Source organism: Candidatus Colwellia aromaticivorans (genome assembly GCF_003333305.1).
GTDB lineage: Bacteria > Pseudomonadota > Gammaproteobacteria > Enterobacterales > Alteromonadaceae > Colwellia > Colwellia aromaticivorans.
Window position 1 is genome coordinate 1 of record NZ_QOLD01000080.1, and the last position, 14,297, is coordinate 14,297.

Here is a 14,297-nt window from a genome sequence, read left to right on the forward strand (position 1 = left end):
ACCCTTTGAGGCGACCATTATTGGCATTTCAATATTGCTCATTCCAACCCAGTCAAGGGTTCCCTCTGTTTGGGCTGTTGTATGGTTGGCAATATCAGGCATTGATGTCGGCATTACGACTCCGCTTTAAGCTATAGTTACTTAACTAAGGTCGCGCGATGATAGCTAATAAACCACGCAACAAGTAAATTCAAAGGCGCACATTCTATCGTATTTTTGATACTCATACTACTTCAAAATGCAGGACTCACTTTATGAAGTAATATATACCCGTAATCATTCAAAGTGCTCGATTCAGAGTACTTGAGCAATTTCAGTTTGAGGCGCGTCAATTAAATCATGGTATTCCCTATTTCTTTGGCGCAACAATAAAATGGGATTGCTCAAGTGCTTCTCCGATGGGGCTAAAAACGATTTACACTGCCTTATTGATTTTGACAAGGGCGCTACATGGATGTAGCTTATTAGCAAAACAGCGGCTACGCCCCAACCATCTACTAGTAACATTGCTATAAGCATACACCAAAAATTTACGTCGTCATCCTCGTGGTGTTTTAATCGAGGATCCAGTTTTTAAACACTATGGATTTCCGATCAGAGACTTCGGAAATGACGGTGTTCCAGTTTTATGTTTACTTAAAAATCAATCTCTTAACTTTATGTTACTTATTAGAGAATGCAGGAGCACATTCTCCTGAACAACCATTAATAAAAATAAGCGTCTTGATCATGAATTGCTCAGGCGTCCTGAAACAGACATTTTGAAGTATCATGAGTATATACTCTGCTTTAATTATTTTTAACCTTTCTTATGGTAGTAAATATTAAAGCCTTGTTTTCTTGCTATGGTGTTTGTTTTACCAATATGTTGCTGCATTATGGGTAAGTATTGTAAAAAGCTATTGGCTACTATGGTGATATCACTTTTTTGTTGTTTAGTGGCAGTTAGGTGTTTTTTTATACCACGTAAAAAGTCTTCCGTTGCTTGATAGCTGGTTTGAGTACCCTGATGAAAAGGTGGATTTGAAACGATATGTTGATAGCTTTCATTGACGTTTGATAAGCTATCTGAGGCAAAAACATTGCCAGTTAAACCATTTAACATGAGTGTTCTCTTTGCCGAGGCTATGGCTAAAGCGCTAACATCAAGTAATGATAAGTCGGTGTTGGTAAACTTCTTGCCAATCAAACAACTAATAACCCCTGCCCCACAACCAAAATCTAATACTTTACCTTGCATATATTTAGGTAAGTTATCTAATAACAAGGCAGTACCCACATCAAGCTTTTTCTGGCTAAAAACACCCGGTAAAGCAGCAATGATTAACGTAATACCTGAGATATTAACCTCATAGTTTTTATACCAATCTTCGATTATAAAGGCGTCACTTTCACCTTCTTTAGTTTCATGTATACCCCCAAACAATAAACAATGTCGGGCCGCATCTATTTTTTGACAGCTAGTTAAAAAATGCTGCGTTAATTTAGGTGCTGATTGCACACCACCTTTTTTCTCACCAACTAAAATTATTTTAGCATTGTTAAGTAAATAGGGGGCGATCATCGCTAAAGTGAATGCTAACTCATCTTTGCTTTTGGGAAAATTAATAACAACTAAATCGTGTTTGATTTCATTTTTATATTCGCTAGAAAAAAGTGTCTTTATTTGATTCTCATATTTATTATTGATGGCAAGGTAATCAATAAAGTTAGTGTTGTAACACGTGATATTTGCGTTTGGATAATCATGTAGATAACGCGTTATAAAACCATCTTCCATCAAGTTAATAAAAAGTGGTGTGGTTGCGGATAATACTTCGATATTGCGCAATAACACTTGGCTGATATTTGAAATCGACATAAATAGAAAGACTACTGAATAAGAGTGAATGTTATATTCTACGATATTCGAACTTTAATCGACAATTATAATTCCTGCATTATACCAATTATATTAAATTTATTCCCAGCTCAGAGCTACTATTAGCGAGCTTAGAACAAGTGAAATTGATTAAACATAGTTATTCTATATTTCACCAATTTTGCGATGTTATCAGTTTGCTAATAAGCTCCCGGAGGGCGAGTTTAAAAGGCTTATATGCAGCGTTATTTATTTTGATAAGGGAATAACCATTATCTTTAATTAAAGCCTTGCCTCTAAGCCTTTTAATTCTCGCTGAGCGGGAAATAACTTAATAGACTTGGTATTAGTATAAAAAAGTGCATTGACAAAAAAGCCATAAAAATGCTTAAATAGCGCCGTCCCTAATATTAACTTGGTGGTTTTGTGTCATTAAGTTTAAAGGGGCCAGAAGAGGAGCGTTAACCAGGTAGTTATCATTGCGTTGTTTACAGCGCACAGAGATCAAACTCTGCTGATGGTAATGAGGGGGATTAACGCCGAGATAATACTGATTTGATTCGGTATTTATCGGTTGTTTACTTGCTAGGTGATCTAGCAAGAGCGGGCTGAATCCCAACAACTGTCACTGTTAGCGAAATCATTTTATTTAATCATTTCGCTTTTGAGTGGAGAACTTCTGGCCTTTGCATAATAGCCAACGGGCACTGTTACAGTGCTTTTCCTCGGTTTTTAGTAAATGCCTATAAGTTTTCCGAACCAATCTGCTATATGCAGTTATATCCGCTCCAGCTGAATCATGCATATTCAAGCGGAACGGGTAAATAACGAGTTCGAGAGCCATGAATCAAAAAACATCTATAAATAGTTCACCAGTAACAGCTAATGTTACCTCGGTGAGCGACTGTCCGTTATGGACCGCACTAATTACTCCTTTTCATCAAAACGGCAGTATAGACTTCGACAGTTTAGCTGAAATTGCCAAGGCACAAGTGCAGGCTGGAAATGGACTTTTACTGCTAGGAAGCACTGGGGAAGGGCTCGCTTTAACTAATGATGAGCAATTTTCTATTGTTGAGTTTATTTGTAATTTACAAGAGACCTTATCAATAAAGTCACCTTTAATGGTCGCCGTTGGTGGTTATAACTTATCCGAGCAAATTAATTGGATAAACCGTTGTAATAAACTGAATATTCACAGCTATTTATTAGGCACACCTCTTTACGCAAAACCGGGAGAAGTTGGTCAAACAGCTTGGTTTAAAGCCTTATTAGATGCTGCGAAATTTCCTTGTATGTTATACAACGTGCCATCACGTAGTGGTGTTGAAATTCCGGTAGGCACAATACAAAGTTTACAAGATCATCCAAATTGTTGGGCAATGAAAGAAGCCAGTGGAGATTTGAACAAATTTTTGAATTACCGCCAACAATGCCCCAATATAGACATATATACTGGCGAAGATGCCATGCTACCTTATTTAATACCAGCAGGTGTTAAAGGATTGGTATCTGTGAGTGGGAATGTTTGGCCAAAAGCGACTAGAACCTATGTAGAATTGTGCTTAGCTGGGCAAACTCAAACAATGTTTCCTGTGTGGAATAATGCTGTAGATGCACTTTTTAGTGTCGCAAATCCCATTGCCGTAAAAATATTGATGCATCAGCAAAAAGCCATTAGCACGCCAACCTTGCGCGCACCGTTAACCCATATTGAATTAACTGATAATACAAAATTATTGGTTATTGATGAACAAATTAACCAATGGTTAGCACAAGCTAGTCAAACTTCTTTTAGCCAAGCTTCTTAATAGAAGCAATTGAAAATAGGAATATCGCATGAACTGGCAAGATGTAATAGCACAGTTAGAAACAGGCGCATTACGCGCAGCAAATCAAGATGAGAATGGTAATTGGCATGCCAATATTGAAGTGAAACAGGGTATTTTAGCTGCTTTTAAAGCAGGGGTTAATATTAGTTTCGAGGGTAACTATCAAGGTTTTGTTGATAAAAACAATTTACCTGCTCGTCAATTTAGCCCAGAAGATGGTGTGCGTTTAGTACCAGGTGGATCGTCAGTACGAGCTGGCGCACATGTGGCACCGGGCGTTATTATTATGCCTCCTGCTTATATTAATGTCGGTGCTTTTGTTGATAGCGGTACCATGGTTGATAGTCATGCCTTAATTGGCTCATGTGCACAAGTAGGTAAGAATGTACATGTGAGTGCTGCTGTACAAATTGGTGGTGTGTTAGAGCCTATCGGTGCTAGCCCGGTTATTATTGAAGATGACGCATTTTTAAGTGCAGGCGTTGTTATTGTTGAAGGCATTGTAGTGAAAAAAGGGGCTGTATTAGCGCCAGGCGTGTCTTTATCTAAATCAGTACCAGTATATGATTGTGTTAATCAAGTAATGCGTGAAAAAGGTGCTGAAATTCCTGAGCGCGCCGTAGTTGTTCCTGGCACTCGCCCTGTTAAAGGCGAATGGGCAGAAGCACAAGGTTTAAGTATGGCCTGTGCATTAATTGTTAAATACCGTGATGAACAAAGTGATGCCTCACTTGAGTTAGAATCAATCTTACGTTAACCATTCACCTTGTTGCGGTATAGTCCAATTTAGGCGTCAAAAGTACTCACAAATTCTTCGGGAAATAATTTGAACATCCGAAGGATGGCCTAAAAGGTGGAGTACAGGATGTACGGAATATTGACATGCGTCAACTCCGTGCTTTTTCCTTTAACTTGAACCATACCGCTTAAAGCTGAATAGTTAAAATTATTGGCAGCGTTTTATTGTTAGAACAAAAGAAATTATTATGACTAAACCGACTTGGTTCGATACCCGTATTGAAAATGCCTTACTTAAACATCAATCACCTGATGATGAACAGGGCTACTTTGTTTATCAACTTGACGCCTTAAAAAATCATCTTGAGCAATTACAGCAGCAAGATGTGATTAAGCTATGGTTTGCCGTAAAAGCTAATCCGTTGTCTAAAATTATTCAAACATTAGATGGCGCAGGTTTTAATTTTGATGTCGCTAGTTCTGGTGAATTAGCGCAAGTCTTAGCACAAGGTATTAGCCCTGATCGTGTTTTAAATACAGGTCCGGCTAAATCGAAAAAACAGTTAAAAGCCTTTGTTGAATTAGGCGTAAAAACCTTTGTTGTTGAAAGTTTAAATCAACTTAATTGGTTAAATGAAGTTATTGCTGAGCAAGCATTAACGGCACAAGGCGTAGTTGAAAGTCCTACAGTTTTATTACGTGTACAACTTCAATGGCCTGACGGTGAAAAAAATCCATTAGGTGGTAATAGCTTAACGCCATTTGGTTTATCAGTTCAAGAATGGCAAAACGTGCAGGTAAATGACTATCCTAATTTAGATATTTGCGGTTTACATATTTTTCAATGGGGCAACATGCTCAGTAATGAAAAAATGTATTCACTCTGGGGACAGATGGTTGAACCACTAACAAGCCTTGCTACTGATATTGGCATGGAGCTAAAAATTCTCGATTTAGGTGGTGGTTTAGGCATTGACTATTTAAATGAAGGCAAGCAGTTGTCATGGCAGAAAATTATAACTGACTTAGCCGATATCAAAGCGCAATCGGGTGTTGAAGAGCTTTGGCTAGAATTAGGCCGATTTGCTGTTGCTGAGTGTGGTTATTATGTTGTGCCGGTTGTTGACAGAAAAATAAATTATGATCAAGAGCAATTAGTATTAGCGGCGGGCATCAACCATATAATTCGTCCTGCTATTACCGACCAACCTTTTCCTGTTATGTTATTAAGAAACTCTAATGCACCAAGCCAAGCCTTTGATATTCATGGGCCGTTATGTACCAGTATGGATAAACTCGGACATTTAACGTTACCTGACGATGTTACCGTGGATGACAAGCTTGTATTTGGTTATTGTGGTGCTTATGGTTTTACTGAAAGTATGCCGTTTTTCTTATGTCATCAGTTAGCGGCAGAATATGTTTTTCAAGAAGGGAATTTAGTCGAAATAAGACCAGCACAACCGGCAACTTCTTACTTAGCTTAGGGTTATATTATGATTAATATGTTTAAAAAAGAGCTTATGCATGTGGGAGAAATGGCCAGTGGTGTTAAGCTCACCGTGCCTGTTTATTCTTATAAACCTGAGCAAAGCACTGCACCTAATGTTTATATTCAAGCGAACATGCACGGTGCTGAAGTACAAGGTAATGCAGTTATTTTTCAATTGCTTGAGCTGCTCAAAGAGTGCAATATTCAAGCGAATATAACCCTAGTGCCATATGCCAACCCTATTGCTTGTAATCATAAAAATGGTGAATATACTTTAGGTCGATTTGATCCTATTACGGGTGTTAACTGGAATCGCATGTATCATTTTGATGATGGGATTATTGCTCCTTTTGTTGAGCAGCATATTGATGCGACTGAAGCTGAAATACAAACTGACTTTGAACAATTGTTGTTAGATCAAATCGAAGATAAGTTAGATCATAATATGTGGGGGTTAACTACGGGTCAACGTATCGCCTATCAATTACAGCGTATGGCACATCAAGCAGATTTAGTGTTAGATCTCCATACTGGTCCTATCTCGAGTAAACATTTATATTGTCCAGAATATATAAAGGCTAGCGCCAGCTATTTTGATATTCCCCATACTATTTTTATCCCTAATGATTTTGATGGCGCAATGGATGAAGCCACTTTTTGTCCGTGGTGGAGTTTGCAACAAGCTTTTGAAAGCCATGGTCGAAATTTTACTATGGGTAAGGGCGCTTTTGCGAAAGAAAGCTTTACCGTTGAGTTGGGTACACAAGAACAAATTGACTTAGTGGTAGCTCATGAAGATGCGCTGAGTATTTTGAGTTATTTACAATACAAAGGCGTTATTGCCGGTAATAATGAGTCAGCGAATTTACCTAAAGACTTTTTACCACAACAAATGACCCGTTACGCTTGTTATCTAAAAGACTATAAAGCGCTATATGCGCCTATGGGTGGAATGGTGGATTATTTAGCTGAATTTGGTAAGCCGCTGGCAGCAGGTGAGCCACTAGCACGCATTTTACGAATGGATAACTACTCTAGTGAAAGTAGTGTTGACGGAGGTCCATTACACAATATTTGTCTTGATAGTGAAGTGTTACCTATTTTGCATTTTGCCTCAGCCAGTGTGAACCAAGGTACTGAGTTGTATAAAGTGTTTATAAACTATTTTGAACTTTAATTATGTGCCTAAATAGTTAGTAGTCAAAATAGCTTGTAGACAATATTGAAGTGTTATATTATCACAAATAATATGATGCAAACTTCTAATTTTAGCTTTTTAAAAACAAGCAAAAACACCGAGAATAATTTAACAACCATGAAGGCAATTGCACTCATGGTTTTTGTGTTGCTGTTTTTAACGTCAGTACTTGCTCATGCGGATCATTTAGTTGATCAAAGAACAGCCGTTGAGCAGCAAGACTGTCAACTATGTAATCAAGGGATCGATATACCGCCTGAACTCCCCCAAGTTCAAGCAATTGTTGTTACTGGTTATAATTTTTATACTTCTCAATTAACTACGGCTGAGTTTACGCTTAGCCAGTTTGTTCAACCGCTTTTACGAGCCCCCCCTTTTATCCAATAAATGTTATCTATTTCTTTGCTACGATGCCCAATCAGATTTTAAATTCTTGATTTAGCGTGATCATTGAGCAAAATTTTTACCTCTGTATTGGATTATATTATTCATGTTTTCAAAGCACATTTTCATGCCTTATAACAAGGTATTCACTGCCTGTACTTTATGCTTATCTATTTCTGCATTCAGTTATACATCAGCCGTTTTTTCACAAAATATTTCAGGAAAAATCGTTAACCAACAAAACAAACCTATTAGTGGTGCACTCGTTGAAATTAATGGTAATCAACAAAAGGTTATCACTAATGAACAAGGCTTATTTACGATATCTAATTTAACAGCGGGTAAGATTGAATTACATACGAGTGCAAAAAACTATGCTCATAAAAATCAATATATCACTATAAATCAAGATGATATTTCAGGACTGAATATTAGGCTGTCGCCATCAGTGATGGAAGTATTTGATGTCTATGCGACGCCATTACACACATCAACCATTGAATCAGCTTTACCGGTTAATGTTATCGCAGGCGATGAACTGAAACTTAAGCAAGCATCAACATTGGGTGAAACCCTAAAAAATGAAGTAGGTGTACATTCTAGTTTTTATGGCTCAGTGGCCAGTAGTCCTATTATTCGTGGTTTAGATGGACCCAGAGTGTTAATTACTCAAAATGGCTTAGATGCGGGAGATGCATCACGTGTTGGTGCTGATCATGCAGTGGCTTCGGAAACAAGTACCGCAACACAAATTGAAGTATTGCGTGGCCCTGCGACTCTCTTTTATGGCAGTGGCGCAATCGGTGGGGTTGTTAATATTGTTGATAATCGCGTACCAACATCAACTGATATGCTTGGCGAATGGTTGTTACAATATAACGATGTAGCCAACGAAAAACAGGGTTCATTTTCTATACAAACGGGTAATGATAGCGTAGCTGTGCATCTAGATGGTTTTTGGCGTGATGCGAGTGATTACCAATTACCAAAAGGTTTTGAAGTGCCTGAGGAAGAACATGAGGAACACGAAGAAGAGCAAGGTAGTCACCTTGTCACTAATTCTCTAAGTAACAGCGCTTCAAAATCTAGCGGTTTTACATTGGGTTCTAGCGTTTTATTTGACCAAGGTTTTATTGGCTTTTCTTACGGTAAGATAAAGCGTGATTATGGCATCCCTGGGCATGATCATCATGAAGAAGAACATGAAGAAGAGGGAAATGATCTAGGTACTGCGGCAGAAATGAAGCAAGACCGATTACAGGTATTAAGTGAAGTGAACTTCTCTACTGGTTTTATTAAACAACTGATCACTCGGTTTGCGTACACTGATTATCAGCATCAAGAAATAGAAGACGGATTAGTAGGTACAACTTTTTCTAATGAAAGCTTTGAAATGAAAGTTGATTTACATCATCAAGAATATCTAGGCTGGCAGGGCGCTTGGACTCTTCATTTCAAAAATTCTGATTTTAAAGCCATAGGTGAAGAAGCATTTGCTCCCCCTTCAAATACCGACAGCTTTGCCATCGCGTGGTTAGAAGAAAAGCATTTTGGTGATCTATTGCTACAGCTAGGCGCTAGAATTGAGCGAGTAACTATTGATGCTAACGATACGACTATCGGCTTCCCAGATCACGATCATGCTCATGACGATGAACAGGTATCATTTGTACAACAAAATTTTAACCCTTTTAGTACATCGCTAGGTTTAGTTTGGGATTACCAAGCAGGATATAATCTTGGCTTATCATTAGCTGTATCGCAAAGAGCCCCATCAGCGGCGGAACTGTTTTCTTTTGGCCCGCATATTGGTACAGGTACTTTTGAAGTAGGCGCTATGTTTGAGTTATCACAAGAAGATGATGAAATTCATGTGGAATTATCGCCACAGGATATTGAGGTTGAAACGTCTTATAGTGTCGATCTAACATGGCGAAAATTTGAAGGTGACTTTGGCTTTGTTGCCAGTGCATTTTATAACCATGTGAAAGACTATTACTACCAACAAGACACTGGTCTTCAATTTAAAGATGAACATGCAGATGAGCACGATGAAGAAGGTTTGCCGATACTAATTTACCAACAAGGTGATGTGAACATGTACGGACTTGAGGCTGAATTTGTTTATCAAATATCTAACCCGATTAAAGTCAAAATTTTTGGTGATTATATCAAAGCTGAGCTTGCTAGTAGTGGGGAGTCTATTGGCAGTGAAAAAAATAGCAGCTTACCGCGTATTCCTCCTATGCGAATAGGCGCTTCACTCAACTACCAAGGCAATAGCTTTGATAGCGAAATAAGTGCTAATCATTACTTTAAGCAAAATGATATTGCGTCATTAGAAACATCAACAGCGGCATATAGCCTGATAGATTTTAATTATAACTATTATTTAGATGGAATGAGTTTTAGGGATAGTGATATGGTGTTGTACATTAAAGGAAATAACTTAACGGATGAAGTTGCTCATGTGCATTCGTCATTTCTTAAAGAGTTTGCGCCACTACCGGGGCGAAACTTTAGTATCGGTGTTCGTGGTAGTTTTTAAATAAAGTGAATTAAAAGGTATTCTATTTTGCAACATTCACCACTCATTAGTAAATACCTTAAGCAATTAGAAAACCTAAATACTGACAAGCAAAACACGGTTTTGGATCTTGCTTGCGGGAGTGGTCGAAATGGCCTTTATTTAATTGAAAATGGTATATCCGTAACCTTTGCTGATGTTAATTCTGCTGCTATAGAACAGGTGCAACAGCATGCGTCTCTGGTAAATAACAAACAGCAAGCAAGCTTTTGGTTGACTGATTTTGAAGAAGAAGGTGAAACACCACTAGTAGGTAAATCTTTTGCCGCTATTATAGTGTTTCGCTATTTGCATCGACCGCTATTTAAACAAATCAAACAAGCGATTTTGCCCAATGGTCTCATTATTTATGAAACCTTCACCACCGAACAAGCGCAATTTGGTCGCCCAAAAAAGGCTAATTTTTTATTAAAAGCGGGGGAACTGGCAGATATTTTTTCTGATTGGCAAATTCTCCATAGCTTTGAAGGTATTATTGAGTCGGCGAATGCTAGTAATCAAAAACAAGCTATTGCTCAAATCGTGGCGAGAAAACCAAATTTAAATGAATAACGTTAGGCGCTGTTGATCTTTGTTTTAACAATATACCCATGTTACTTCAATATGTCGGATTCAGCTGGAGTTAGAAACGTCTTTAGGCAAGACTTTGATTGAAGATAATGGTTGTTCAGGAGAATATGCTCCTGCATTCTCTAGTAAGCTACATCCATGTAGCGCCATTGTCGAAATCAATAACGTAGCATAAAGCGTTTCTAAACCAGCCTTACAGGGGCCCCTGATCAAATCATGTTCTTCGTTGCATCTCTTTTTAAGGGAACGACCCTTAATAAAAAGATGCGCCTTGATCATGAATCGTTCAGCTGCCCTGAAACAGACATTTTGAAGTATCATGGGTATATAAGTTGGAGCATCAACAATAATGCGTTTACTTCAAGTATATTTCAATTTAATTGTATCCTTGAGCGATATTGATTTGAATCATAATGATTTGAGCTGAATTTTGTCTATATTAGTAAAGTCACATGTATTATAATTTTGGTACTAACTATGGTGATAGATGTGTGGCATTAAGGTTGAAGTAAAAAGTATTGGATATACCAGATAGAATCTGGATCTCGCAAAATACTCTTTGTTCCATATCCGCAATCTTGCTCACCATTTCGAACGTTTACTTTAAATAAACACTTATTTTGTGTTGCATCAAAGTAAGTGTTTTAATTCTTTATATAATATTAAGTATTCTTTATTACGTAATTGTTTATGACTAATCAGATTTTCGTTTTTCTAAAAGCACTATTAGGTAGTTGCAAAGATTTACTACCCATTATTCTCGTTATTGCATTTTTTCAATTTGCTGTTCTGCAACAGCCTATGCCTAATGTTGGCGATATTTTGGTCGGTTTAGCACTGGTTGTCCTTGGGTTAACTTTCTTTATTTATGGTTTAGAAATGGGCTTATTTCCTATTGGTGAATCGATGGCGCAAGCCTTCGCCAAAAAAGGCAGCATTAGTTGGTTACTCACTTTTGCTTTTTGTTTAGGATTTGGCACTACCGTGGCTGAGCCTTCGTTAATTGCCGTAGCGAAAGAGGCTGCAATTGTTGCCGCATCCGGTGGCATTATTGCTGACACCTTAGAATCACAACTTTCATATGCCAACGGTTTACGTTTTACCGTAGCCTTTGCTGTTGGTTTTGCTATTGTTATGGGGGTTTTACGTATACTTCGCGGTTGGCCAATACAGTATTTAATTTTAGGCGGTTATGTTGTTGTTGTACTGATGACTATGATTGCACCTAACTGGATTATTGGCATTGCATACGACTCGGGTGGTGTTACAACATCAACGATTACCGTTCCCCTAGTGACAGCACTTGGTGTAGGCTTAGCCTCAGCAATAAAGGGTAGAAACCCGATGATTGATGGTTTTGGTTTAATCGCTTTCGCCTCATTAACACCGATGATTTTTGTGATGATTTACGGCATGGTGATCAGTTAATGGATTTGATCTTTGAATTTTTAACCACCTTAAAAAATACCGTTGTTGATGTATTACCTATTTTGTCAATAATCTTGGGTTTTCAACTGCTTGTTATTCGCAAGCCTATCCCTCATATCAAGCAGGTAGGTTTCGGGTTTATTTATGTACTTATTGGTTTAGCCTTGTTTTTGCTTGGTTTGGAAAAAGCCTTATTTCCGTTAGGCAAAATGATGGCAGCACAATTAACCGCACCAGAATTCATTCATGCTGGCGAGCAAGTGTTAACCACTATTCATTGGACAGATTATAAGTGGGTTTATGTTTTTGCAGCCGCAATAGGTTTTAGTACCACAATTGCTGAGCCTTCACTTATTGCCGTTGCCATTAAAGCTGAGGAAGTTTCTGGTGGTGCGATTAATGCGAATAGCCTGCGTATCGCAGTGGCTATTGGTGTTGCTGTTGGTATTGCCTTAGGGAGCTACCGCATCGTCGTAGGTCACCCTATTCATTACTATATTATTGCTGGTTACGTTGTTGTGGTCATTCAAACTTTTTATTGCCCTAAGTTAATTATGCCATTGGCATATGATTCTGGCGGTGTAACAACATCAACCGTAACCGTACCTCTAGTTGCTGCTTTAGGTTTAGGTTTAGCCAGTACAATTCCTGGACGTAGCCCATTGATTGACGGCTTTGGCTTAATTGCTTTTGCTAGCTTATTTCCAATAATTGCCGTTATGGCTTACGCACAGTTAACTGAAGCCAGAGCACATAGGGCTGAACAAAAAGAAGAAAAAAGAAACCAAATTAAGCAAGACAAACAAAATAAACGTAATTTAAATCAGAAACAACAAGACTCCTTGAAAGAGTCTATAGAAGACAAATAAAATAGGTGATCACATGCAATTTAAATTAATTGTTGCCTTTGTTGACGACGCAGTAACAGACGACGTTATGAAAGGCGCAAGAATGGCTGGCGCAACAGGCGCAACCATAATAAACAATGCCAGAGGCGAGGGTGTAAAACGCCAGCGTACTTTTTTTGGCATGCAACTTGAAACACAAAGGGATGTATTACTTTTTGTTGTTGAACAACATCTATCAAGAAAAATACTTGAGCGAATTAGCAATATTGCTGGTTTTGATGAAGATCCGGGTAAAGGTATCGCTATTCAATTAAATGTCGAAGATGCAGTAGGCGTAGCTCATCAGGTAGAGCGCTTAAAAGGTAAAATTGAGGAAGAGCTATGAGTCATAAATTAGTACAAGTTAAAGATGCGATGACCACCGACAACTATCAATTTGCTGATGGTATGATGACCGCTTCTGAGGGGATTAAGTTAGCCAAAGAACATAACGTTAGCACGTTAATTATTAATAAACGTGATGCTCAAGATGAATACGGTATAGTGATGCTTGCAGATATTGCCAAAGAAGTGCTAGCAAAAGATCGTTCTCCCGATCGCGTAAATTTATATGAAATAATGGCAAAACCTTTGATCAGTGTATTGCCTGATATGGATGTAAGGTATTGCGCACGATTATTTGAGCGCTTTAGTATTCATCTTGCCCCTGTTATTGAAAACAAAGAAATTATAGGCATGGTTGATTATACTAATATGGTTTTTAGCCAAGTCGAGTAGTTATGCTTAGTTTTTGAACATATTTCGAATGTTCAATTATTAATTAGCTTGGATTAATAATCCAAAAGTCTAAATTTGATTATTTAGACTTTTTTGTTTGCCCAGCGAAGCTGGCAAACCCGATAGGCTGAAAGAAGCCTTATCACCCCGACTAAGGGGAAGATAATCTGAATGGCAAGGGCGTCACTGGCTAACGGTGGGGTCTGAAGGAAGCCATAAGAAGTTAGAGGTACACAACTAACCGTAACCTGCTTCGGCGGTATTGGTGGGTAAGCGTCCAAAATAGCGCGAAGCCCAATACTTAGTCAGACCAATGCTGTGTTTGAGGGTGGAATTTCTAACAGGGAACTAGTGCAGTAACTGGGGAAGCCTGGCATTGTATCCAATCAAAATGATTTGATCAAAAATGGTTGGACGTATTATTCAAGAGGTGACTCAAGAGTATTACGAGTGTGAGGTGGCAGATGAACCCGTAGTAGTGAGTAAGGCTAGGCCGATGAAAGCCAGTAATGGTGTGGAGGATAAAACCAAGCCGACTGTCAACACTGTGTTTGACAGAGTCAATTTAAGCCACAAGCTTTC

Annotated in this window: 13 protein-coding genes, 1 pseudogene and 1 riboswitch; of the genes and pseudogenes, 11 read left to right on the plus strand and 3 right to left on the minus strand. The window is 38.3% G+C overall.

Annotated elements, in window-relative coordinates:
• A pseudogene (locus tag DWA31_RS12860) lies at positions 1-114 on the minus strand (GTP cyclohydrolase FolE2); the annotation flags it as partial.
• A gap of 685 nt (positions 115-799) precedes the next feature.
• Positions 800-1,861, minus strand: coding sequence for a methyltransferase (locus tag DWA31_RS12865; RefSeq protein ID WP_114326985.1), 1,062 nt, complete (start codon positions 1,859-1,861; stop codon positions 800-802).
• Positions 1,862-2,304: 443 nt separating this feature from the next.
• A riboswitch (Lysine riboswitch) is annotated at positions 2,305-2,548 on the plus strand.
• A 155-nt stretch (positions 2,549-2,703) separates the two neighbouring features.
• Between DWA31_RS12865 and dapA the strand changes: the two genes are divergently transcribed.
• The 7 genes from dapA (at position 2,704) to DWA31_RS12900 (ending at position 10,644) form a co-directional block, all read left to right on the plus strand.
• Positions 2,704-3,672, plus strand: coding sequence for a 4-hydroxy-tetrahydrodipicolinate synthase (gene dapA, locus DWA31_RS12870; protein ID WP_114326986.1), 969 nt, complete (start codon positions 2,704-2,706; stop codon positions 3,670-3,672).
• Positions 3,673-3,700: 28 nt separating this feature from the next.
• Positions 3,701-4,450, plus strand: a complete 750-nt coding sequence (locus tag DWA31_RS12875; RefSeq protein ID WP_114326987.1) for a 2,3,4,5-tetrahydropyridine-2,6-dicarboxylate N-succinyltransferase — start codon at positions 3,701-3,703, stop codon at positions 4,448-4,450.
• Between the two features lie 229 nt (positions 4,451-4,679).
• Positions 4,680-5,918, plus strand: a complete 1,239-nt coding sequence (locus DWA31_RS12880) for a PLP-dependent decarboxylase (RefSeq protein ID WP_114326988.1) — start codon at positions 4,680-4,682, stop codon at positions 5,916-5,918.
• 9 nt (positions 5,919-5,927) lie between these two features.
• On the plus strand, positions 5,928-7,100 hold the full coding sequence (locus DWA31_RS12885; protein ID WP_114326989.1) for a succinylglutamate desuccinylase/aspartoacylase family protein: 1,173 nt from the start codon (positions 5,928-5,930) through the stop codon (positions 7,098-7,100).
• Positions 7,101-7,256: 156 nt separating this feature from the next.
• The gene (locus tag DWA31_RS12890) at positions 7,257-7,508 is read left to right on the plus strand and encodes a hypothetical protein (RefSeq protein WP_136037996.1); all 252 of its coding nucleotides are present in this window, start codon (positions 7,257-7,259) and stop codon (positions 7,506-7,508) included.
• A gap of 124 nt (positions 7,509-7,632) precedes the next feature.
• The gene (locus DWA31_RS12895; protein WP_114326991.1) at positions 7,633-10,053 is read left to right on the plus strand and encodes a TonB-dependent receptor; all 2,421 of its coding nucleotides are present in this window, start codon (positions 7,633-7,635) and stop codon (positions 10,051-10,053) included.
• Between the two features lie 27 nt (positions 10,054-10,080).
• The gene (locus tag DWA31_RS12900) at positions 10,081-10,644 is read left to right on the plus strand and encodes a class I SAM-dependent methyltransferase (protein ID WP_114326992.1); all 564 of its coding nucleotides are present in this window, start codon (positions 10,081-10,083) and stop codon (positions 10,642-10,644) included.
• 60 nt (positions 10,645-10,704) lie between these two features.
• Here the strand turns inward: DWA31_RS12900 and DWA31_RS12905 are convergent, their stop codons facing one another.
• Positions 10,705-10,875, minus strand: coding sequence for a hypothetical protein (locus DWA31_RS12905; RefSeq protein WP_245942618.1), 171 nt, complete (start codon positions 10,873-10,875; stop codon positions 10,705-10,707).
• 477 nt (positions 10,876-11,352) lie between these two features.
• Here DWA31_RS12905 and DWA31_RS12910 point away from each other — a divergent pair, with 477 nt between their 5' ends.
• Genes DWA31_RS12910 through DWA31_RS12925 form a run of 4 tightly spaced genes read left to right on the plus strand, consistent with a single transcriptional unit; the run spans position 11,353 to position 13,715 of the window.
• Positions 11,353-12,090: a DUF1538 domain-containing protein gene (locus tag DWA31_RS12910; RefSeq protein ID WP_114326993.1), complete on the plus strand. Its 738-nt coding sequence runs from the start codon at positions 11,353-11,355 to the stop codon at positions 12,088-12,090.
• Positions 12,090-12,959, plus strand: a complete 870-nt coding sequence (locus tag DWA31_RS12915) for a DUF1538 domain-containing protein (RefSeq protein ID WP_114326994.1) — start codon at positions 12,090-12,092, stop codon at positions 12,957-12,959. Before DWA31_RS12910 ends, DWA31_RS12915 begins: the two co-directional genes overlap by 1 nt.
• 13 nt (positions 12,960-12,972) lie before the next feature.
• Positions 12,973-13,323, plus strand: coding sequence for a P-II family nitrogen regulator (locus tag DWA31_RS12920; RefSeq protein ID WP_114326995.1), 351 nt, complete (start codon positions 12,973-12,975; stop codon positions 13,321-13,323).
• Positions 13,320-13,715 (plus strand): CBS domain-containing protein, encoded by a 396-nt coding sequence (locus DWA31_RS12925; protein WP_114326996.1) that lies wholly within the window; start codon positions 13,320-13,322, stop codon positions 13,713-13,715. The genes DWA31_RS12920 and DWA31_RS12925 overlap by 4 nt, the downstream gene beginning before the upstream one ends.
• Positions 13,716-14,297 lie beyond the last annotated feature (582 nt).